Genomic DNA, 20,588 nt, shown 5'->3' with positions numbered 1-20,588 from the left:
CCGGTTACGCGGCGTGGAGCCGCGCGACAAGTCCGGCCATTTCGAAGATCGTGCCCGACGCGTCGAGCGACAGGCCCCGCGCCGCCCCGGCCAGGTCGCGCGCGGCGGCATGGGCGTCGAGCGCGGTCTTCAGCGCCGCGCCCTGCCGCGTGCGGGCCTGGTGCGCGATGAAACTCGGCGCGCGGTCGAGGAACGCCTCATAGCGTTCCTGCGCGGCCTTGCCCGCAAGCTGCTTGGCCAGTGCCGCGCGGCGCATATTGTCGGGATCGCCATCCGCCGCGATCGCCGCGATCGCCGCATCGACCTTGGCCAGGTCGAGCCCGGCGAAGCGCAGCCCCCGCCCCGGCGCGCCATCCGCCGCCGCGACCAGGACCGCAATCTCACCTTCGTCCGCTTCGGGCAGCAGGTCGCGCAGCACCGTCCCGGTCAGGCCATCGTCCAGTCGTTCGAACCGCAACAGGCGACAGCGCGACCGAATCGTCGGCAGCAGCTTGCCCGGCGCATGGCTGACCAGCAGGAAGATGGTGCCGGCGGGTGGCTCCTCGAGGTTCTTGAGCAGCGCATTGGCCGCGCTCCGCTCCAGATCGTCGATCGAATCGATGATGACCACGCGACGCGGCGACAGCGCCGGCATCGTCGCGAACATCGGCTGGAGCGTGCGGACCTGGGCGATGGTGATCGATCGGGCCAGGTCCGAGTCCGGCTTGTCCGCATCCTTGGGCAGGCGGCGCAGGATGCGGAAATCGGGATGCGCCCCCGCCTCCGCCAGGGCCCGCGTCCGGCTCCCCTCGCCCACCGCCAGTCCGGGCGGCAACTGCTCGCCCGCGCCGAGCGCCAGCATCCGCCAGGCCGCCTCGCGCGCGAAGCCGGCCTTGCCGACCCCCTCGGGCCCGGCGAGCAGCCAGGCATGATGGAGGATGCCGCTGTCCAGGGCCGCCAGGAACGCCGTCCTGGCCGCGTCATGCCCCCGGATCGTCATGCGCTCGCGATCACGCGAAGAAGGACATCAGCCCGTTCCACGCGCGGCGGAAGAAACCCGCCTCGCCCACGTCGCTGGCGGCGACCAGCGGCAGATGCTGTTCCGGCATGTCGGGCGCGGTGATGACCAGGTCGGCGATATGCTGCCCCGCCTTGATCGGCGCCTTGACCGGTCCCTGATAGACGATCTTCGCCGCCAACTCGGGCGCCATCCCGCCGGGCAACGTCACCTTCAGCGTATCGCCCGCGACCAGCCCCACCGTGGTCGCATCGCCCAGCTGCACCTGCGCGGAGCCGACCTGCTTGCCCTTGGCGGCGATCGGTTTGGCCTGCCAGGCGCGGAAGCCCCAGTTCATGAACTTGACCGATTCCTCGACCCGCTGACCGGCACTGCCGAGGCCCGCCATGACCATGACCAGCCGGCGGCCATTCTGCTCGGCCGAACCGGTGAAGCCATAGCCCGCCTCCTCGGTATGGCCGGTCTTCAACCCGTCCGCCCCGGCGACGCGGCCCAGCAAGGGATCGCGATTCGCCTGAGTGATTTCGCTGCCGCCCATGGTCTTGCCCCAGGTGAAGTCGCGGCGGCTGTAGAACTGCTTGTAGAGCTGCGGAAAATTGGTGATCGTCGCCTCGGCCAGCGTCGCCAGGTCACGCGCGGTGACATAGGTGACGCCGCCGTCCGGCCAGCCGTTCGATGTGCCGAAGTGACTGTTCTTCAGGCCAATTTTCTGCGCGTCGCGGTTCATCCGCTCGGTGAAGGAGGGTTCCGTCCCGGCGATATGCTCGGCGAGCACGACGCAGGCGTCGTTACCCGACAGCGTGACGATGCCGTAGAGCAGGTTGGCGACGCTTACCTGCTCGCCCGGCGACAGGAACATGGTCGATCCGGCGGTAGGACCGTGCCACTTCTTCCACGTCTCCGGCTGCACGGTGACCATGTCGTTCAGCTTCAGATCGCCGCGCTTGATCAGGTCGAAGGCGACATAGACGGTCATCATCTTTGCCATCGAGGCGGGCGGCATCCGCCGGTCCGCATCGCGCGCGAACAGCACCGCGCCGGTCGACAGGTCCTGCAGGAAGGCGATCGGGGCCGGCGTATCGAACTGCGGCGCCGCGGCGGTCGAGGGCACCGCCAGCGCGACGATGGCGAGCGGGGCGGCGAGCGGTCCGAACAGGGTCTTCATGAATTTTGGGTCCGTCATTCAGTCGGTGGCGAGAAGATGGGCATCGGCATAGCCGCGCGCGGCGGCGGCGTCACGCGCTTGCTGCGCGTCCGCGAAATCGAACGGTCCCTGCTGCACGCGCCACAGCGCGCCGGCCGGCACCACCACCCCGGCGATCTGCGCGGCAAGCGCCATGGCCCGTTCGTGGCTGGCGAAGGTGGCGACCTGGACCAGATAATGGCCTGTGGTCGGGCCCGGCGCGACCACCGGCGCGGTGGCGGGGGTTCCGCCACGACCCTGGAAGAGGACCGTGCCCGGTTTCCCCCGGGAAACCGCGCGCACCCGTACCTTCGCCACGGCGCGACGGTCGGTGCCGAGCAATTGCGCCGAGCCGCGCGACAGATCGATCAGCCGGCCGTGACGATACGGCCCGCGATCGTTGATCCGGACCAGGATCGATCGGCCGGTCGACAGGTCGGTGACCTGCGCCAGGCTGCCGAGCGGCAGTCGACGGTGCGCGGCGGTGAAGCCGGCCGGGTCGAACCGCTCGCCACTGGCGGTGGGGCGGCCCGCCAGCTCCTCGCCATACCAGCTCGCCAGTCCCGTCTTCGCATACCGACCGCCGCAGCCCAACAGCGCCAGGAGCGCGGCGAGCGCCGCCGCGTCAGCCCGCCACCGCATCGGCCAGCAATCCCACCGACAGGGCGTAGAAGTTGGAGCAGTTGTAATCGAGGATGACGCGATAGTTGCCGGTCAGCAGATAGGCGGTGTTACCCGGTCCATCCGGCTCGATCAGCGTCGCCTGCACATCGTCGGCGGGCCAGGCGCGCCCCATCGGCGTCAGGCCCAGCGCGCGCCACTCCGCCATGCTGTGCCAGGCGCTATGCCGCTGGAAGACGCGGGGGCAGCGCGGCGACACCAGCCGGTTGGCGATCGTGCTGCGGTCGAAGCCGGCCGGCACGCCCACCGCCACGCCCCAGGGCTGGCCCGCTCGCCATCCGGCATTGGCGAAATAATTGGCGATGGAGGCGAGCGTGTCCGCTTGGCTGTTCCAGATATCCGCACGGCCATCGCCGTCGCCGTCCCGCGCCAGACGCAGATAGATGGACGGCAGGAACTGGGGGTTGCCGGTCGCCCCCGCCCAGCTTCCCTTGAGCTGTGCCCGCGTCACCCCCTTGTCGATCATCTTCAGCGCCGCGATCAGTTCCGGCTCGAACAGGCTGCGCCGACGGCCCTCATAGGCGAGTGAGGCGAGCGAGCGGATCAGGTCGAAATTGCCGGTATAGCTGCCGTAATTCGTCTCATGCCCCCAGATGGCGACCATGATCGCCTCCGGCACGCCGGTGTCGCGTTCGATCGCCTGGAGCCGCGCGCGCTGCGCCTGATAGACGCTGCGGCCGCGACCGATGCGCTGCGCATCCACATGCTCGATCCGGTAGGGCGCGAAAGGTGAGATGCTGGTATTGCCCGGATTGCCCGGCTGCCCCCGATCCAGTTCGATGACGCGTGGATTGACGGTCAGCCCCGCCAGTTCGCGCGTCGCGGTGTCGGGCCGCACGCCCTCCGCGATCGCGCGGGTGCGAACCTGCGCCAGATAGGCCTGGAACGCATCGTTGCCGGCTGCATCCTGGGCACTGGCCGGATCGACGGCAAGGCCGAGACCCAGCATGGCGAGCGTGAAAATCTTCCCCCACATGCCGGCGCTTGTCGCCGCAAAGGGGGCAAAGGGGCAAGCTCCGGTCATCGCCGGGGTTGCACGGACGGCCGCGCACGCTATCGAGGCGTCAGCAGCCGTGGCGCGGAAGAGTGGCCGAGCGGTTTAAGGCACCGGTCTTGAAAACCGGCGAACGGGCAACCGTTCCGTGGGTTCGAATCCCACCTCTTCCGCCAAGGCGTCATTTCAAAATCTCTCAAGACGGCTCGAAAACGGCTTAAATCTGCCGTTTTCCGGGTTGCTGATTAACCCACATTGTCCCACCATATCCCGGTGCAGCGCGCACGATCTGGGGGCATTTTGGGGGCATCGTAAATGGGGGTTGGGGGCATCGGTGGTCTGGAGGATTCCAGATGCTGACCGATTTGGCGTGCCGCCGCGCGAAGGCGGAGGAGAAGCCGTACAAGCTACGCGACGGTCATGGCCTCTATCTGGAGGTACTGCCGAGCGGATCGAAATCCTGGCGCTGGAAATACCGAATCGGCGGAAAGGAAAAGAGGCTGACGTTTGGCCTGTATCCGGGAGTCAGCGTCGCGGAGGCGCGCGAGAAGCGCGCGATCGCGGCTCGTGTCCTGCACAACGGGCAAGATCCAGCCTTGGAAAAGCGGCAACGCAAGGCTGCGGCGACAGCGCTGGCGGGCGCATCCTTCCGGATGGTCGCGGTCGAATGGATGGAAAGTCAGGCACCCGTCTGGTCGCAACGTCACGCTGCCTTGGTGAAGAGCAGCTTGGAAAAGGACGTTTTCCCTCACCTCGGCCCGCTCCCGATCGATTCGATCACGACGCCGATGGTGTTGGAAGTCCTACGACCGATCGAGGGGCGAGGTGCGATCGAGACGGCACATCGGACGCGACAACGCCTCTCGGAAATTTTCGCGCGCGCGATCGGCAGCGGCATTGCGACCATCGATCCGGCGGCGGTCGCCGGCCGGGCGCTGGGCAAGGTTGCGAAGGGCAAGTTCCCGGCGGTGCGCAGTATCGAAGCCGCGCGCGACGTTTTGCTGAAAGTCGAGGCCCAACCGGCGCACCCGCTGACGAAGCTCGGCTCGCGTCTGTTGGCGCTTACCGCAGTTCGCTCTGCGGTTCTGAGGCTGGCGGCGGCGGAAGAGTTCGAGGATCTGGACGGCGCCAACCCGATCTGGCGCATCCCGGCCGGCAAGATGAAGCTCGCAGTCGAGCGAAAGCGCGATCAAGACTTCGCCTTTGTCGTTCCCCTTTCCCTGCAAGCCGTCGCGACGGTGAAGGTCGCGATGGCGTTCTCGGGCAAAGCACCGCTGATCTTCCGCAGCGTACGGCATCCACGCCGGCCGATCAGCGACAGCACGATCAGCAAAGCCTATCGCGATGCGGGCTTTGCGGGCGTGCACGTTCCTCATGGCTGGCGTTCGACCTTCTCGACCGTGATGAACGAGCGTGCCGCAGTGGCGGATCGGGTCGGCGACCGCGCCATCATCGACCTGATGCTGGCGCACATACCGGAGGGCGTCGAGGCAGCGTACAACCGGGCGGCTTACATGCCTCGGCGTCGCCAATTGGCGCAGGAGTGGGCGGACCTGCTCACCCAAGGCCTGGTCGACCCAGCGGAACTGTTGACCGGGCCGCGTCGCATCTGAGCGGTGGGGGAGCAGCGGCATGACCGCGCGCTCCCCTCGCCCACGCGGCCTGAGCCGCGTTCGCCGGCACACCTACGACATCGACAGCCGCGAAGGTGCGATCCACGCGCCGCTTGGTGGCGACGGGACGCTGGAAAGTGCGCGTCTGGCGATCAAGGCGTTGTTGTTGATGATCGACGAGGTGCAAGTTGCGACCGCGAACGCGGTCCAGTACAGCCAGGGTCTGTTCGGCCGCGCTGGTGTTGCGGCGCTGAAGGTGCTGTTCGACCCGAAGCACGGCTTCGACCATTTCTCGGGCACGAACGACTTGGCCAACAGCCAGATCGCTGAACGGGTGGGCTGCAACCCGCGCCATTGGCAGCGCCTTAAGAAGCGGTTCGCCGAGCTGGGCATCATCACCTATGTCCACCGATCGATGAAGACCGGGTTGGCGACGGCGCCGGGCGTCGACCAGGATATCCAGATCAGTGACCTCTACTATTTCTCGCCGGACGATCTGGCACGGCGGGCGCCGTGGCTCCGTGAGATCTATGATCAGACGCTCGGCCGGCTGAAGCGCGAACGCTACGCCCGCGAAACGCGTGAGGAGAGCCGAGGCAAGCCGCCCAGTCGCACACCGCTGGTCAAGCGCGCCAGGCCCAAATGTCGCATCCCTGCCCTGCTCAATCCGGTCGGATGGGCGCGCTGCATGGCCGCCATCGCGGCCGCCCAGGTCAAGCCGCCGGAGGATTATGCGACCCGCGAAGCGGCAGCCATCGCCTTCGCCACCCGCCTCGCCTCGAAAGCCCCACCGGGGTGACATTTTGTCGAAGCCCGATGGGTTCCAAGGTTTAAGGAGATAAGGAAGCGAGCTTCGCTCGGACAGTTTGAAATCCCCCCACGCCGAAATGGCGCACCCCCCTCACCCGACCGCCAAGACCCGGCTGTCGGTGCGTGGCGGCTTGCGCCACCCCGGGCTGCCTAGGGGGGATTGGCGGAGAAATCCGTCGTCTTATTTCGACGTTCCGCCGGCGGGCCCGTCGATCAGGATCGCGGCCCAGGCGTCGAACAGCGCGCGCCGGGGCGCGAGATGCACCGAGCGATTGTACGCGCCCTCGACCGCGACATTGATCTTCAGCTCGGCCGCCTCCTTGCCGCCGCCGGCATGGCCCAGCGCCCGGTCGATCGTGCCGCGCTGGTCCGGCATCGCCTCGTTCAGGATCGTCGAGAAGCTCGCCCGCCAGCCATGCGGTACGTGCCGGCCGGCATAGCCGGCGCGGTGGTACAGGTCGCCGATCGCGCGCTCGGCGATCGTCGCGGTGCCGCCGCCGGCCGGAAAGATCAGCGGCGAAGCGTCCGCGATAGCACGAACGCGCCGCAGCACTGCGACGGCCGCCGGCGACAGCGGGACGACATGATCGTTCGCCGGGTCGAGCTTCTTCTCGGCCGAGAGCTTCATCCGCGCCGCCGGCACGCGCCAGACCCGCTCGGCGCCGTCGAGATCCTCGATCTCGTCCCAGCGCGCGCCGCGCAGCGATCCGAGGCGGACGGCGGTCAGCGCCAGGAACCGCGACGCCAGCACGACGACGGGCGCGGCGCGTAGCGCGTCGACGGCCGCCAGCAGGTCGCGCAGCTCGGCCGCGTCGACGATCGCCGGGTGGCGGCCGCCCGCGCGCGCCTTGGCGAGGCCCTCCGTCACCTCACCGGCCGGGTTGATGTCGCACCAGCCCTCGGACATCGCCAGCTTGAAGACACAGGAGATCCGCTGCTGGATGCGGCGGGCGGTTTCCTTCGCGCCGCGCGCCTCGATCGCGCGAAGCAGCGCCAGCACCTGCGGCCGCGTCACCTCGCCGAGCGGCAGCGCGCCGATCGCCGGGAAGGCGTCGCGCTCCAGGCTCACCATCACGTCGCCGGCATGGATCGGCGTCCAGTCCGGCACGCGCAGCGCGTGCCAGGCGCGCGCCGCCTGCTCGAAGGTCCGGGCGCCAGCCGACGTGCGATCGGCCGCGCGCGGGTCCTCGCCACGCGCGATCAGCTCCTGCGCCGCATCGCGCCGATCGCGCGCCTGGTCCAGCGTCACCTCGGGATGGCTGCCGATGACGAGGAGCTGTTCCTTGCCGCCGAAGCGGAAGCGCAGTCGATAGGATTTGAGACCGGTCGGGCTGACGAACAGGAACAGTCCGCGCTCGTCATAGATCTTGTAGGCGCGCGGCTTCGTCCGCGCTGCCTTCACGGCCGCGATGGTCAGCATCGATACCTCATGGGATTGGCGCACCGATCGTGGCGCGCTAGGCTGGCGGCATACCCAGCGGAGCGCTGGAGCCGAGACACGTTCTGGTCCGCTCGCGAGGCCCCAGGCCGGCGGTTATAGGGCCGCCTTACCGGCCCCTTTCATCGTCGGTGGGTGGCGCCGCCCACCGACGAATTCCTACTCGAAAGCACGAAATGGCACCGGGCGCGGTGGGTGATCCCACGACGTTTTCCGCCCGAAAGCACGAATGTACACATGCAGCGACGCGGCTGAACCAAAGCGTCCTACGTGGGTTGCGTCACCAACAATGAAGCCGATTGTGAGTGTCGCGCGGGATCGACTGTTCCCGAACGATGCGCAGTAACCTGCAGGCTCGCGTTTCAGCGGCAAGGAGATGGTGATGAGCGGAACCAGCAAAGAGCGCCGCATCATGGGAGTCATGACGATAGGCTGCGCAGCGATCGCGTTGGGTGGCTCCGTCGGCTTAGGCGTCTTGGAAAAGAAGCGCACGCAGGAACAGATTGCAGTCGCCAAGAACCGCGGACCGGTTTCCAAGTGGCAAGAACTTGAGCGTCGTCGGGCACGCATGTCCCATACGACCGTGGCTACCGCTGTAAACGCCCGATAACTTTGACGCTATTACCGCGGCTGAGATACCCTCCGCCGCAGCATCGCAATTCTGTGCTGTCCCCCCGACCGATGTACCCCGAATAGCGTCGGCGATACCCCACGTCCGTCTATGCCCGAAAGCACGAATGCTGGCATTCGCCAGTTCTCTGCATCCGCCCTGCTCCGAGGGACGTACCTGTGAGGCTATATAGCTGAGCGCTGTTGGAGCGATTTTATGCCTCATAGTCACGGATATGAAGCACACCGATATGCCGATCCCTCACGACCCGACTCCTGGGGGCTTTACTCCGCTAGCGAAAAGCAGTGGCTTGCGATCCTATTCGCTACCAAGGCTGAAGCAGACGCTGCGGCGATGGAAATGGCAAATTCTTCGAAAATCCGCTCCAAACGAGGCAAATATGAGTGAGAGGCGGCGGAGATACACTCTGCCGCAGTGAGGCATTTCCAATCTTTTCTCAGGCCGATGTACGCTGAGCAGGAGCGGGCATACCTGCGGTCCGCTCACGCCCAGACTTAGTCATTCCCGCAGCCAAAAGCCGTTCCTGATTGCGGACCCTCGTTCAGCGATGCATCCTATCCCAATGGAGCATGCACACCTCGCTGATTTTCTGGCTGGTGCTCTTTCGCCGGAGGCGTTGATCGATCAGATTACGACTGAAGTGAACGCTTGCAATGTGGCCTTTCGAGCGGGTGAGAGTGGCTACATCATCATTACGGATGGCCCAGCTATCGAGGTGACCAGAGAGGGTGCGCGACGGCTCCTCGCCGCCATAGTTGAGGGGCGGTTGCCGTTCGATCTCGCAAACTACGTCGCGGACTGCCTTATCATGAGCGACAATTTCTATTTCGCGGACGGTGCCGTGCGAGACGCTGTTTATTTCGTCGAAGATAACAGCAGAGCACCGACGCAGGATGAGACGATCGAGGCGCTTGCGATGCTGGGCTGAACGGCAGCCCTCGCCATTTCCTGCTCGAATGCAGACCGTCCGCTTCCCTCCCATTTCCAGCCATTTGCGCTGAAGCTCAAGAATGAGGGGTACGGCTGGGGTATAGCCGCCCCGGTTTAAGCCTAGCCTATGAGGGAATAGGGTGTGCGCAGCGGAGGAAATGTCCGCCCCGCGCCATGTCACCGGTTACTCAAGCGCGAACGATCTACAATCGGTCGGGAGCGTGCCCATGTTGCATATTGCCGCACAAGGTTGGGTTCGGATAAGCTCTATGGGCCATGTTGATCCTCTCCGTTGCCCTTCTCCTCGCTAGCGCCGACAAGCCTGCCTTTCCGGAGAAGGTGCCGGGAATGATAGAGGAATGTCTGACATCCGCGATTGCGGCAGGTGATGTGACAGACACAGATGAGAGCCACAAGTACATCTGCGCTGGTGATGCGGCCAAGCAGCTTTGGGATTTTCTCGAGACCGAGAGACTTTCTTCCTACGAGCAGGATACGCCTCAAGGTAGATGGCTTGGCCGCGAGTTTCCTCTCGGTGGTTGCTTCAAGCGCGTCAAAATGCCTGATGGCCAAGCGGCAAGTGGCGGATTGTCATGTACGATCTGGGTACCTCGCCCAGGCGTTAACGCACCTAATGCGCAGCGCTAACGAACGCTTCCTTCCCATCCACCGCGAACGCTACCACCTGGTTGTCCAAGTCGGGGTATGAGCGGGGTTACGCCATCCATAAACGGCTAACGCTTTAAGGGGGTGTAGCTTGGGCACGGCGGAGGGCTTCTCCGCCGCACACGCCATGCAACTACCGCTTCACAGACAATCAAACTATGGTAGTTTTCTCACATGGCCCATCATCGCTTCAGTAAAAGGAATTGGGCGGCCGCGACGATTTGCTATTTCGTCGTTTTCCTGATGGTAATATATTTTGTAGGTGTAGCTACAACGCACTGTCCTGGGCAGCGCTGTGTAGACCAGTTCCGAACCGAGTGGTGGTGGGGTTGGATTATAGCCACCGCTCTCTATCCCGCATTTTTATGGAAGAATCGGCGAAGGATATGGCTATCTGACATTCGCTAGTGTGTCACTTTAAGCCGGTTCGATTGAGGGGTACCATCGGGGTATATCGAGACGAAACTGGCGCTCGTTACGAGGAGGCTTGTCTAGCGCGGCGGACGGTCCGTCCGCCGTGTTCTTTTTGCACCGATGCTGTGCAAAGGTGATCGACGAGCCTTTGGTCAAAGCCCGGTTGGGTGCTCCGAAAGCCATTCTGAGTGCTCAGCCTTCAGTTCGTTCACGATGCGAATCGTCGGCGGGAAAAGGTCGAAGCCGCCATCGTAGGGGGCGAATATCGCTCCATTATCGCACCTCATCCAGACAGCGCGGCCGGCCTCATCAGCGGCGATCGAAAGCAACTTGTCATCAAAGGCGCCGGCCTGCCATCGGTCACGACGGACATAGAAACGCCACACGGGCTCGCCGGGATCGTCAGGCTCTGCTTCAATCGGAGCGAGTTCGCCTGAACCCGGCTTGTCATCCGCGTGCGCTTCGATGATCCAGCAGAGCTGACCTGGACCGAGCAGCCGGTCACCTAAGCCGTTCGCTCGGGTCAGGATCGTCCGACGCTCGACGGGGTTCTCTGCATATCGCTTGGATCCCGGCAATGCATGGAATCGCACCCACGGCGTGTCGCCGCGCTCACGAAGCGCCCAGCCGAGGGGCAGACAGCCCGACCGATGATGCTCCCAGTCTCGGAGAAATTGCGAAATCATCGGTTGGTCGTTCATCATGCGAGACGCATAATGATCGTGGCCGCCCTTGGCCACTTCGCTGCCGGCCCGATCAAGCGCCCGTGACTGGGGTACGGCTGGGGTAGATTGACCGTCATCAGCGCCATCTCGGCGAAGGGAGATGCTCCGCGCGGCGGAGGGGATGTCCGCCCCCATTCTTTATTATCACATCAAACTAGACTCGTGTCACGACAGCGTAATATCGCACCATTCAGTTGCTGAGCATTGATGGAGCACGACTGATGGCAAAAATGAAAAAAGTGCCAGATGCCTGCATTTTCTGCGGCGGCAGACCGTTAAGCCACGAGCATTTTTGGCCCCAATGGGCAAGTCAATACCTTCCCCAAGATACCGAACACAATCGCATGCTGTTGAGGGGAGAAATAAACTCTGACGACGAAATTCTTGTACGCGACAGGACCAACCAAGGCGGCATCGGTGTAATCACGATTCCCGCCGTTTGCGAGGGATGCAACAACGGCTGGATGAGCCAGGAAGAGGAGCATATTAGGCCTATTATCGAGCCCATTTTGCAAGGTAAGAATAAAAGTCTAACCGTTGCCGATCGAGCGGCTTTAGCAAACTATATAACCATGAAAATCATGGTAGCTGACCAGTCTATCATTGAAGATGCTGTGTTTCATCCGGATGAATGCAGAGCATTTTACGATTACAAAAAAATACCATCCAGCCTTTTTATCGACCTTTTTAGGCTAAGGGGACCCCGGCCAGGGGTTGACTACTATCGTCGACAGACAATGATTATTAGAGGTCCAAAAGGATTTGCTTGGGAAGCCCCATCCGGGGTTAATTTTACATATCGATTTGGACCGATGTTAATTCACGCACTAATGATACGGACTTGCCCCCCAAAAGAAGAAGATACTGGGTGGCCTGCACAAATAAGGCTACATCCGCCTACGGAGCGTAATCGGGCATGGCCGCCAGTAGTAGAATTAGACTCGCACGCAGCAATATTTTTCCAAAATTTTTTGCAAAATTTTGATTACAACACTGGCGAAATCAAACCGATAACACGGACAAATTTTCCATCCCTAGTTGATGATTTCAAAAAGAGGCGTTAACTGTAACCGCTTTTTTGCATTGATGTAGTTATTAAGAGGCTATCTACAAATACCATTCAATAGATGTGTAAAAATTGTTATTATAATAACGATATAAATTTATGATGCCCACTGCTGTGCTCGCGCTTGAAATAAGTATTGTCTTAGTGCTCAATTTTGTAATGGGAAAAGGTCACGGATGGCTTATCGATCAGCCTGTCGATCCACGGGCGACAGTAATTTGCTAGGTCGGAAATTAAATAGAGAACGAATTTGGTCAACCTAGTGACCAGCTCGTGGCGCTAGTCCAGACGGGGTATTACAGGGGGTAGATTTGCGTTTTCCTTCCTTGGTGTGGGAGGGGGAGTAGCAGACGCGGCGGAGGGTGCCTCCCCTTCTCCTCTACTCGAACGCTGGCTGACGGTCTCAGATCGGCTGGTCCGGTCACACTCACGGCTCATACCAGTTTTCAGCTTTTTCAGGTTGAAGGCTTCGGCATCGCCTCACAGGAGAAAGCAATGCCGCCAAAAGCCCCACCCGCTATCCTCGGATATGTCCTGTCTGGGGTCATAGCCGTTCCGATAGCGATCATCATACTTCGGGCAGATTTTACCAGTGGCATCAGTTGCATTGGAGCGAATGCTCATTGCCCCTACGACGGCGCGTCGAAATGGATGATGTTCACCGCTGCGCTCGCGATCGCAGTGGACATCGCCCTGGTGCTGAACCTTTTAATGGGGAAAGCTCGTGGGTGGCTTCGCGAGCGGCCTGTCGAATGACAGGCGACAGCAACCTGTTCGGGCGGGAATAAAGTGGAAGCCGAAAGTGGCCGCTCTGGTGACCACCTCGTGGCGTAACCCCCGCTGGGATATCACAGTGGTAGATTTGCGCTCTTCCGCTTTGGCATAGGAGGGTGATTAGCAGACGGGGCGGAGGGTTTGTCCGGCGCATCCCATACGTATTAATCGCCTGATTGCGGACAATGGCTGGACCGTCCATCTTGGCGGAAGCATCAGCTGCGAGGTTACCAACTATGAGCTACCAGACAGACCGTCGGAGCCGGATGCGGGCCGTCGCCGTCTACCTGACCCTTCTCTTGATCAGCGCAACGTTGGGTCTCCTCGTCAGGTTCGGCGTGATTACCGACCACATGCTTTGGTAGATGCGGCTAACCGGGGCTTGAGGGCCCGTCATCTCCCAATACCAGACATCGGGAAGCCGCTGGCTTAGCTGGGGTATCGGTGGGGCATATTCGCTTCAATTAATCTTGTTGTACGAGAGGAAAGGCAGCGCGGCGGAGGATGTGTCCGACACGTGCCGCGTCCGTTCCACGCCCAATCTCAGTCGAGCAGGCTGGCGATCCCGGCTCCCGAAAACGGCCATTCGTTCAGCGCGATCTTTCCCGTTTCTCCGTCTCCAACTCGCCTTTTCGGGAAAGAGCAATTGGGAACAGATTTTGGGAAAACGTATGATTCGGACGCCTGTCAGCGCGGTCGGTAGGTCCGCGTTCCCACCACGGGTTCGTTTGCGGGAAGAAAGCCGCTAGGTTGTGACCAGCGGCTCTGGGGCGGGCAACTCCCGCAGCACCTCATCGGTGTTGACGATCGTGGCAAACTCCTCCGACAAGTCACTAAGTGCGGCCGCGTGGACCTCCGCCGCAGGCCGCATCTTCCCGTCCAGGCCCAGCCGATCGAACGTCGCGGTCGCGTCTTCGACTAGATACACAGTGAATCCGAGATTGCCCGCCATGCGGACCGTGGTGGAGACGCAATGGTTCGTGGTCAGGCCGACTACGACCAGCGTGTCCACGCCAGTGTGGCGCAACTCCTGTTCGAGGCTAGTGCCGATGAAGGCGCTATTGACCCCTTTCACGTGCACCGGCTCGCCAGGAGCGGGCGCAGCTTCGGGCTTGGGGGCATAGCCCGGTGTGCCTTGGAAGAAGGTGCCGGCAGCGGAGAGGGACGAATGGTAGACGTGGCGCACGGGCCGGCGCTCGCGCCGCCAGGCGGCGATCAGCCGGGCGATGTTGGCTTCCGCTTGCCGGTTGTTACGCGGCCCCCAGGACGGATCGAGGAAGCCCTGTTGAACGTCGATCACGAGCAGGGTGGCGTTAGTCGGCAGCATCGGTCTTGTCCTTCACGGGCGGAACGATCGTTCGACTTTAGCGCTATCCCATCTAACGCAAAGGACGGTGATCCCTTAAAAAGCGTCATGACGCACCGCATCGGCTTCTACGTCCCACCCTGTCATCAGCTTCTTGACCTCGCTGGTCCGCTGGACGCCTTCAACGCCGCCAATACTGCAGCGGGGCAGCAGCTTTATGGTTGGCGGGTCCTATCGCGAACGGGTGGGTCGGTGGCGAGCGGCGCGGGCTTGCGGATCGAAACGATGGTGGCCGATGACGCCGCATTCGACACGCTGTTGGTGGTTGGCGGCGCGATCAACGCCGTGCGCTTGCCGGAGGAAGTCGCAACGGTGCAACGACTCGCCGAGCGCGCAACCCGGATCGCCAGCATTTGCACGGGCGCGTTCCTGCTCGCCGGGGCGGGGTTGCTGGACGGCAGGCGAGCGACGACGCACTGGTCACGCGCACACGAACTGCAAGCCGGTTTCCCGGCCGTGTCGGTCGAGGCGGACCGCATCCATGTCGCCGATGGTCCGCTATGGACATCAGCGGGCGTCACCGCCGGCATAGATCTCGCGCTAGCGCTGATCGAGGCCGATCACGGCGTCGCGCTGGCGCGGCAGGTATCACGCGAGCTGGTCGTCTATCACCGGCGACCGGGCGGCCAATCTCAGTTCTCTGCCTTGTCGCAGATGGAACCCGAGTCCGACCGTATGCGGCTCGCGCTCGCCTTCGCGCGCGAGCACCTGTCGGAGCCGCTGCCGCTCAAGCGGTTGGCCGAGGCGGCTAGGCTCAGCCCACGCCAGTTCGGCCGGGCGTTCCGCAGGGAGACGGGGGAAACGCCGGCTAAAGCGATCGAGCGGCTGCGCGTTGAGGCTGCCCATCTGCGTCTACAGGATGGATCGGAGCCGGTGGAGACGATCGCGCGCGCCGTCGGCTTCAACGATCCCGAGCGGATGAGGCGGGCGTTTGTCGCGCGCTACGGGCAGCCTCCCCAGGCGATGCGACGCATTATGCGCTCGACCTGAATTGGCCGACGCTTTCCCATTTCTCCATCCAGACCGTGCGAAAACTCGCGTCCTGCGATTCCGCCCGGTCGCAGATCTGCGTATGCTGCGGGCATGGCGTACATTGAGGGTCACGCGCGCGACCAGGCGCTGCTGCTACCGGCATCGGTTGAGGATTATGTTTCGGCGGACAATCCGGTGCGGTTCATCGACGTCTTTGTGGACGACCTCGATCTGGGCGGTGCCGGGTTCCAGCGGTCGCGGCCCAAGACGACGGGACGTCCCGGCTATGATCCGGCCGACATGCTCAAGCTGTACCTTTACGGCTACCTGAACAGGGTACGGTCGAGCCGGCGCCTCGAGGCGGAAGCGACGCGCAACCTCGAGCTGATCTGGTTGCTGCGCGGGCTGCGGCCGGACTTCAAGACCATCGCCGACTTCCGCCGCGACAACCGCTCTGCGTTCAAGGCGGTGTTCCGCGCGCTCGTGGTGCTGTGCCGCAAGCTCGACCTGTTCGGACGCGAGCTGCTGGCGGTGGACGGCACGCGGCTGAAGGCGGTGAACAGCCGGACCCGCAACTTCACGAGAGCCAAACTCGACAAGTACATCAAATCCGCCGACGAGCGGTTGGAGAAGTATCTCGCGCAGCTCGATGATGCCGACCGTGGCGAGGAAGCCTGCACGACCAGACGGAGCGAGGCACTAGCGGCGAAGATCGCCAGGGTACGCGAACAGCGCCAGGTCAGCGAGGCGATGCTGGAGCAGTTGAAGGCCAGCGGCGAGAACCAGATATCGCTCACCGATCCCGATGCGCGTGCGATGGCGGCACATCCCAAGGTCGGCGTCGGCTACAATGCGCAGGTCGCGGTGGATGCCAAGCACAAGCTGATCGCCGAACAGCACGTCACCAACGCCGGCAGCGATCTGGGTTTTCTGGCTGAAACAGCCGTCGCGGCGAAGGACGTCCTCGCTGTCGAGCAGATCGATGTGGTCGCCGACATGGGGTACTACATGGGCGAGGACATCGCTGCGTGCGAGCGGGCCGGCATCACGGCCTATGTCGCCCGCCCCCAGCGCGGCACGGCGGTCGGCGATGGCCGCTTTCCCAAGGAGCGGTTCCGCTACGATGAAGCCGCGGACTGCTACCACTGCCCCGGCAACCAGCGTCTCGACACACGCTACCGCTGGTTTCAGGGTGGCCACACCATCGTGCAATATTCAAACCCGCGGGCCTGTGACGGTTGCGAACTCAAGCAGCAGTGTGCCCGCGGAAACTTCCGCCGCATCACGCGGTGGGAGGGCGAGGCGGTGCTCGACCGCATGGCGATACGCCTCGCCGCGCGGCCCGAGATCCTGAACATCCGGCGCGAAACGGTCGAACATCCCTTCGGCTCGATCAAACAGTGGATGAACCAGGGCGCATTCCTGATGCGTGGGCTCGACAAGGTCCGCGCCGAGTTCAGCCTGACGGCGCTCGCCTATAATCTCAGGCGGGCGATCAACCTCGTCGGCGTACAAGGGCTGATCCGGGCGGTACAAGCCTGAGCCACGCTGCTATATGGGCCAGCGCAGCGCCTGATATCCTCCCCACGAAGCCGTTCTGACGCCGGTGCAGCGACAAACCCGAACATATCAGGGGGCTCTGCCCCTCTAACCAAAAGGGGCCCGACCGGCCTCATGGCCGCAACTTTTCACACGGCCTGGATCGAATTTCAGGAATTATGGCAGGGAAGGTTCGTTGGCGATCACCACCTTTCCAGTCGTTATTTTCGATCGGAGGGCTGGTGGAACGGTAGGGTTCGGCGGGTAGCTTCGCCCATCAAATCGCAACCTCGCTTCATACCCTTTGACGACCCCGCCACCCGCGACAGTGACACCCAAATCGCGCCATCCTCGGGTGGTCGTTGGCAGGACTCGGATCGGCGGACGGGTGACAGAAATGTCCGAAATTTGTCGATAACCGGTTGGCGTAAGGGAAAGGACATAGAGGTCGCAACCTCCGCTCCCGCAGAGGTCAGATTGCTGTCCCCCGGCGGACGTGGACATAGCGTAGATCAATGCTTCCGTGCGGTTGTCGCCATTCAGGTCAACCAGTGCGACGCTATACCGAGTAAGGTGATGGTCCTTTACGAAGGCCGTCACGCCGGGTGCCATCGCGGTGTTCGAAGGTGCCGCACTGAGGAGCATCAATGCTATCAGTGAAATCACGATCCACGGTCTCCGGCAATGGTGGGATCGTTCATAGCATGGCTCCGCTACATTCGCTTCCCACAAACGAACCACTGCGGGATGGTGGCCCCGCTAATCGCGCCGAGAGGCCACCGAAGCATCGGCTTTCCCAAAATCTGTTCCCGATTGCTCTTTCCCGAAATTGGCCTTCGATGATGGGGAAACGGGAATGGTCAGGCTGAACGAATGGCCGCTTTCGGGAAGAGCGACGGCCTGTCTCAGCGTCCGGGTCTGCGCGCAAGCGGACATGGTACGCGGCGGACATCCCCTCCGCCGCGGACGATATCCCCCTCCATGGCCCTGACCTAATCGGAGCCGATGTACCCCGGCCGTACCCCGTGTGGGTCGAGAATGCTGCTGTCTTAAATATGCGAACAGCAAAGTGTCAGCTTCGCGGCTGGCTGATTGTCAAAGCCGCCATTACCATCGTCCGATGGACGCTTCCTTCCTTATCTCGATTCCTCTTGCGGCCTTGATCACGGCGTGCTGGATGATTGGCGCCGCTATTGCGGCCAAAGATGGCCCTGGTTTTCGAGGGCCATTCCTGCTTTCCTATGGCTTAAGTGCTCTTTTCATGGAGCCGTGGAGGATAGCTGTATGGGAGGAACTTGGCATATTTGCCATTACGCTCGTCATGCTTGTTATATGGGTCGCCGTAGGATGTATCATTGGCGGCATCCCCACCACTATAGCCGTAGCTCTGGCCAAAAGATTGCGGTGACGTTTCAACAATGATGGGACGGTAGCATCTAGGGAGCGGCAGGCTCGTCTCCGACGCCGTACTTTGGGCTTTGGCAAACGAGATATGCAGCGGACGGACCGTCCGCCGCGACCCGCCTTACTTCATCCCCATGTACGGAGGTCGTGCGCTCTTCATACCCCAACGGTACCCTGCTGAGCTAGCTCATCAAACTCGCGCTGACACCCTTACAGATGCACGGTAAGTGACTTTCGATGAGCAACGAACTTGTAGCTGAGGCCGGCAGCACGTGCCTCTTGCGTGATTTTGACCACGTCGCTTCCATGGTAGGTAGCGGGAAGGCTCATTTGAGCTTGTGACTGCCCCCCGCCAAGCGATTTACTAATTAAATTTACCAGTTCGGGTCGGGATTGTTCCTGTAGACTAGCAAAGTGCTCCACCCCCTCCTGAGAACCGCTTACAAATAATTGGTTATCAGCAGAAGAAAAGGTGTGTTCAGCATGAATAAGGCCAGCGATCGCTACGGCGACTACTGCGGCATCTAATGCTCGGAGACGCACTGTCATGTAGAGATCCCTCTGAAACACCTCCCAAAGATGCCAGTCTCGCAATAGCTAAGCAATGAATTTAGCAGGTTTCATCCAGAGTGGATGTAATAATGGTCCGCATCCGAATGTCATTGGTTGAGGAGGCGGAGAAGCCCTCCGCCGCAAAAACCGCGTGGCTGCCACGGTGCGCCTCTACGGGTATGGTGTATCTAAGCATTAAACCCCGTAAAAATCGGCCTCTAATTGGGCACGTAACGGCTAAGTTTAAAGCTGGTGTTCATGCTGTCGAACGGGTGCGGCTGTAGCGTCAAAAAGGCCGCTGTTGACCTCAGGCGACGCTACATTGCTAATCAATGCTTGGAAACAGGGTAGGCGCGGTTGCGTAGATCGTCCCAGAATCGATCCCGCTGGCGCTTCTCATTGTCGAAAGCGAGCCACTCGGCTTCAGTCCGGCATGTCTGCTTGGGGATGCGAGATCCTGGCGAACTCCGTTCGCGACATACTTGGCTGTCGCTATCAGGGGTTGAACGTGCCGATGTTGGTGGAGCCGCAGCCATCATAAGGAGCAACATTGTAATCATCATCACCACTCCATTGGGGAGGTTGAGGATAAACGCGAACGATACGTATGCAATGCTGTCTTTTATCCTGCCGCCCCGATTGTTTGAGATGGAAGGCGGACATTTCCTCCGCTGCGCACACCTCATTCCCTCATAGGCCAGGTTAAACCGGGGCGGCTATACCCCAGCCGTACCCCTCATTCTTGAGCTTCAGCGCAAATGGCTGGAAGTGGGAGGGAGCGGACTGGCGGCTTTCGGTCATCAAAGCCGGTAACCAGCCGATGCTTGACTATGACGCCCCAAGTCCTTGCCGATACCAGCGGAGAATACGGGTCGCGCCCGTGTATATCGCGCAGCCCACGATGCAGAAGCCGATGCCCATGACCCCAATAAAGGTAAGATCACCCGTTCTACGGTCGGGCGGGACGATAAAGTTGCTTAATGCGATGAGGGGTGCCGCCGCTGCGAAAAATGCACCGAACACGCGGAGACACCAGATCAGGAAAAGATGGTAACGTTGCCTCCCGCTTAGCTTACGCCAACGCTTCATGCCGACCACCCCAACCTGCTGACCACCGCTGCTTATTAAATGGGCGTAATGTCCGCAATTGGAAGGCGCACATTTTGGCATGTGAGTCGTGTTTTGGGCGTGAGCGGACGTCACTGCGGCGGAGATAACATCCGCCGCGCACGGCATTTCCCCTCCTATGAGATGCCCCCCCGGGACGTGGCGTACCCCCCGTCGTCCCCCAACAATGCGAGGTGAGGTGTCGGACGCAAGGCGGATGGCCGGCGTCTAATGCACTGCGAGCTGTAATTCGCCGACGTCGACGAACAGCCCCCTCCCACCCCAGCGATCAGATGGAAGCGTGACAGGCAAAGGCCACAAACGCATCCAGGAGCCCGGCCTCGGATAGCGCCGCCAAGCTATGCTGCGCTGGGCAGGATAGGCCAGCCAAGGGGCATCCCTGCGTTCCCTTATCGAAACGCGCGATGCGACGACGCTGGTGCACGCTCAAGATAGGCAGGAAATCTTCCTCGAGCGCATCGAGATCGCTGGGGTGCAGATAGCGCAGTTGACGCACCGGACAGGCCCGATCCACCCTGTCCGCGAAGGCGCCATAAGCGGGCGTGATCATCATCTGGAAATCCAGGCGGCTGGGCGGTCCGGCGACCGATGTCGCGAGAAGAGCGGCAAGGATCAGCATAAGGCGTCCCCCAATTGATGCGGCGCACACCGCCCCATCAATCCGACCGCCACGCTATCACCGCCCCTGTGACGATAAACGAACAC

General features: G+C 62.1%; 17 protein-coding genes and 1 tRNA gene. 9 read left to right on the top strand and 9 right to left on the bottom strand.

The features are described from left to right. Positions 1 to 4: 4 nt before the first annotated feature. From QE452_RS06250 to QE452_RS06235, 4 genes are read right to left on the bottom strand one after another with little or no spacing between them, the layout of a single operon-like run. Positions 5 to 979, bottom strand: coding sequence for an AAA family ATPase (locus tag QE452_RS06250; protein ID WP_309659075.1), 975 nt, complete (start codon positions 977 to 979; stop codon positions 5 to 7). Positions 980 to 989: 10 nt separating this feature from the next. Then, a complete protein-coding gene (locus tag QE452_RS06245; RefSeq protein WP_309659076.1) occupies positions 990 to 2,162 on the bottom strand; it encodes a D-alanyl-D-alanine carboxypeptidase family protein in 1,173 nt (390 codons plus the stop codon). An 18-nt stretch (positions 2,163 to 2,180) separates the two neighbouring features. Beyond that, positions 2,181 to 2,822, bottom strand: coding sequence for a septal ring lytic transglycosylase RlpA family protein (locus QE452_RS06240; protein WP_309729737.1), 642 nt, complete (start codon positions 2,820 to 2,822; stop codon positions 2,181 to 2,183). Next, a complete protein-coding gene (locus QE452_RS06235) occupies positions 2,806 to 3,837 on the bottom strand; it encodes a lytic murein transglycosylase (RefSeq protein WP_309729734.1) in 1,032 nt (343 codons plus the stop codon). The genes QE452_RS06240 and QE452_RS06235 overlap by 17 nt, the downstream gene beginning before the upstream one ends. Before the next feature lie 104 nt (positions 3,838 to 3,941). Here QE452_RS06235 and QE452_RS06230 point away from each other — a divergent pair. From QE452_RS06230 to QE452_RS06220, 3 genes are all read left to right on the top strand, one after another. Continuing rightward, positions 3,942 to 4,031 (top strand) — tRNA-Ser (locus tag QE452_RS06230). A gap of 177 nt (positions 4,032 to 4,208) precedes the next feature. Beyond that, positions 4,209 to 5,468, top strand: a complete 1,260-nt coding sequence (locus tag QE452_RS06225) for a phage integrase central domain-containing protein (RefSeq protein WP_309659079.1) — start codon at positions 4,209 to 4,211, stop codon at positions 5,466 to 5,468. A 19-nt stretch (positions 5,469 to 5,487) separates the two neighbouring features. Continuing rightward, positions 5,488 to 6,267 (top strand): hypothetical protein, encoded by a 780-nt coding sequence (locus QE452_RS06220; protein WP_125994994.1) that lies wholly within the window; start codon positions 5,488 to 5,490, stop codon positions 6,265 to 6,267. 192 nt (positions 6,268 to 6,459) lie between these two features. On the opposite strand, the gene QE452_RS06215 is transcribed toward QE452_RS06220, so the two are convergent. Further along, positions 6,460 to 7,698, bottom strand: a complete 1,239-nt coding sequence (locus tag QE452_RS06215; protein WP_309659080.1) for a phage integrase central domain-containing protein — start codon at positions 7,696 to 7,698, stop codon at positions 6,460 to 6,462. A 400-nt stretch (positions 7,699 to 8,098) separates the two neighbouring features. Between QE452_RS06215 and QE452_RS06210 the strand changes: the two genes are divergently transcribed. From QE452_RS06210 to QE452_RS06200, 3 genes are all read left to right on the top strand, one after another. Beyond that, positions 8,099 to 8,326, top strand: a complete 228-nt coding sequence (locus tag QE452_RS06210) for a hypothetical protein (protein ID WP_309659081.1) — start codon at positions 8,099 to 8,101, stop codon at positions 8,324 to 8,326. Positions 8,327 to 8,909: 583 nt separating this feature from the next. Continuing rightward, complete coding sequence (locus QE452_RS06205) at positions 8,910 to 9,275, top strand: hypothetical protein (protein WP_309729583.1); 366 nt, start codon at positions 8,910 to 8,912, stop codon at positions 9,273 to 9,275. Positions 9,276 to 9,553: 278 nt separating this feature from the next. After that, a complete protein-coding gene (locus QE452_RS06200; protein ID WP_309660534.1) occupies positions 9,554 to 9,925 on the top strand; it encodes a hypothetical protein in 372 nt (123 codons plus the stop codon). A 584-nt stretch (positions 9,926 to 10,509) separates the two neighbouring features. Here QE452_RS06200 and QE452_RS06195 read toward each other — a convergent pair. Then, positions 10,510 to 11,061: a hypothetical protein gene (locus tag QE452_RS06195; RefSeq protein WP_309660535.1), complete on the bottom strand. Its 552-nt coding sequence runs from the start codon at positions 11,059 to 11,061 to the stop codon at positions 10,510 to 10,512. 242 nt (positions 11,062 to 11,303) lie between these two features. Between QE452_RS06195 and QE452_RS06190 the strand changes: the two genes are divergently transcribed. Beyond that, positions 11,304 to 12,146: a hypothetical protein gene (locus QE452_RS06190; protein WP_309660536.1), complete on the top strand. Its 843-nt coding sequence runs from the start codon at positions 11,304 to 11,306 to the stop codon at positions 12,144 to 12,146. 1,521 nt (positions 12,147 to 13,667) lie between these two features. Here the strand turns inward: QE452_RS06190 and QE452_RS06185 are convergent. Further along, positions 13,668 to 14,249: a cysteine hydrolase family protein gene (locus tag QE452_RS06185; protein ID WP_309660537.1), complete on the bottom strand. Its 582-nt coding sequence runs from the start codon at positions 14,247 to 14,249 to the stop codon at positions 13,668 to 13,670. Positions 14,250 to 14,336: 87 nt separating this feature from the next. On the opposite strand from QE452_RS06185, the gene QE452_RS06180 reads away from it, so the two are divergent. Together QE452_RS06180 and QE452_RS06175 are read left to right on the top strand one after the other, a co-directional pair. After that, on the top strand, positions 14,337 to 15,278 hold the full coding sequence (locus tag QE452_RS06180; RefSeq protein ID WP_309660538.1) for a GlxA family transcriptional regulator: 942 nt from the start codon (positions 14,337 to 14,339) through the stop codon (positions 15,276 to 15,278). Between the two features lie 93 nt (positions 15,279 to 15,371). Continuing rightward, positions 15,372 to 16,802 carry an IS1182 family transposase gene (locus QE452_RS06175; RefSeq protein ID WP_309660548.1) on the top strand — a complete coding sequence of 477 codons (1,431 nt, stop codon included), beginning with the start codon at positions 15,372 to 15,374 and terminating at the stop codon, positions 16,800 to 16,802. A gap of 1,611 nt (positions 16,803 to 18,413) precedes the next feature. Here the strand turns inward: QE452_RS06175 and QE452_RS06170 are convergent. Beyond that, positions 18,414 to 18,752 (bottom strand): hypothetical protein, encoded by a 339-nt coding sequence (locus QE452_RS06170; protein WP_309660271.1) that lies wholly within the window; start codon positions 18,750 to 18,752, stop codon positions 18,414 to 18,416. A gap of 1,399 nt (positions 18,753 to 20,151) precedes the next feature. Further along, entirely contained in the window at positions 20,152 to 20,502 is a 351-nt protein-coding gene (locus tag QE452_RS06165; protein WP_309660270.1) for a hypothetical protein, read from the bottom strand. Positions 20,503 to 20,588 lie beyond the last annotated feature (86 nt).

The sequence above is a fragment of the Sphingomonas sp. SORGH_AS_0438 genome (assembly GCF_031453475.1).
In the GTDB taxonomy this organism is placed as follows: domain Bacteria; phylum Pseudomonadota; class Alphaproteobacteria; order Sphingomonadales; family Sphingomonadaceae; genus Sphingomonas.
This window is presented reverse-complemented; position numbering and strand designations above follow the sequence as displayed.

Excerpts from the sequence above, each read along its gene's own strand:
- QE452_RS06200 (WP_309660534.1), top strand. The coding sequence starts at position 9,554 with ATGTTGATCCTCTCCGTTGCCCTTCTCCTCGCTAGCGCCGACAAGCCT.
- QE452_RS06235 (WP_309729734.1), bottom strand. The coding sequence starts at position 3,837 with ATGTGGGGGAAGATTTTCACGCTCGCCATGCTGGGTCTCGGCCTTGCC.
- QE452_RS06180 (WP_309660538.1), top strand. The coding sequence starts at position 14,337 with ATGACGCACCGCATCGGCTTCTACGTCCCACCCTGTCATCAGCTTCTT.
- QE452_RS06185 (WP_309660537.1), bottom strand. The coding sequence starts at position 14,249 with ATGCTGCCGACTAACGCCACCCTGCTCGTGATCGACGTTCAACAGGGC.
- QE452_RS06245 (WP_309659076.1), bottom strand. The coding sequence starts at position 2,162 with ATGAAGACCCTGTTCGGACCGCTCGCCGCCCCGCTCGCCATCGTCGCG.
- QE452_RS06210 (WP_309659081.1), top strand. The coding sequence starts at position 8,099 with ATGAGCGGAACCAGCAAAGAGCGCCGCATCATGGGAGTCATGACGATA.
- QE452_RS06170 (WP_309660271.1), bottom strand. The coding sequence starts at position 18,752 with ATGACAGTGCGTCTCCGAGCATTAGATGCCGCAGTAGTCGCCGTAGCG.
- QE452_RS06240 (WP_309729737.1), bottom strand. The coding sequence starts at position 2,822 with ATGCGGTGGCGGGCTGACGCGGCGGCGCTCGCCGCGCTCCTGGCGCTG.
- QE452_RS06205 (WP_309729583.1), top strand. The coding sequence starts at position 8,910 with ATGGAGCATGCACACCTCGCTGATTTTCTGGCTGGTGCTCTTTCGCCG.
- QE452_RS06195 (WP_309660535.1), bottom strand. The coding sequence starts at position 11,061 with ATGATGAACGACCAACCGATGATTTCGCAATTTCTCCGAGACTGGGAG.
- QE452_RS06165 (WP_309660270.1), bottom strand. The coding sequence starts at position 20,502 with ATGCTGATCCTTGCCGCTCTTCTCGCGACATCGGTCGCCGGACCGCCC.
- QE452_RS06225 (WP_309659079.1), top strand. The coding sequence starts at position 4,209 with ATGCTGACCGATTTGGCGTGCCGCCGCGCGAAGGCGGAGGAGAAGCCG.
- QE452_RS06215 (WP_309659080.1), bottom strand. The coding sequence starts at position 7,698 with ATGCTGACCATCGCGGCCGTGAAGGCAGCGCGGACGAAGCCGCGCGCC.
- QE452_RS06220 (WP_125994994.1), top strand. The coding sequence starts at position 5,488 with ATGACCGCGCGCTCCCCTCGCCCACGCGGCCTGAGCCGCGTTCGCCGG.
- QE452_RS06250 (WP_309659075.1), bottom strand. The coding sequence starts at position 979 with ATGACGATCCGGGGGCATGACGCGGCCAGGACGGCGTTCCTGGCGGCC.
- QE452_RS06190 (WP_309660536.1), top strand. The coding sequence starts at position 11,304 with ATGGCAAAAATGAAAAAAGTGCCAGATGCCTGCATTTTCTGCGGCGGC.
- QE452_RS06175 (WP_309660548.1), top strand. The coding sequence starts at position 15,372 with ATGGCGTACATTGAGGGTCACGCGCGCGACCAGGCGCTGCTGCTACCG.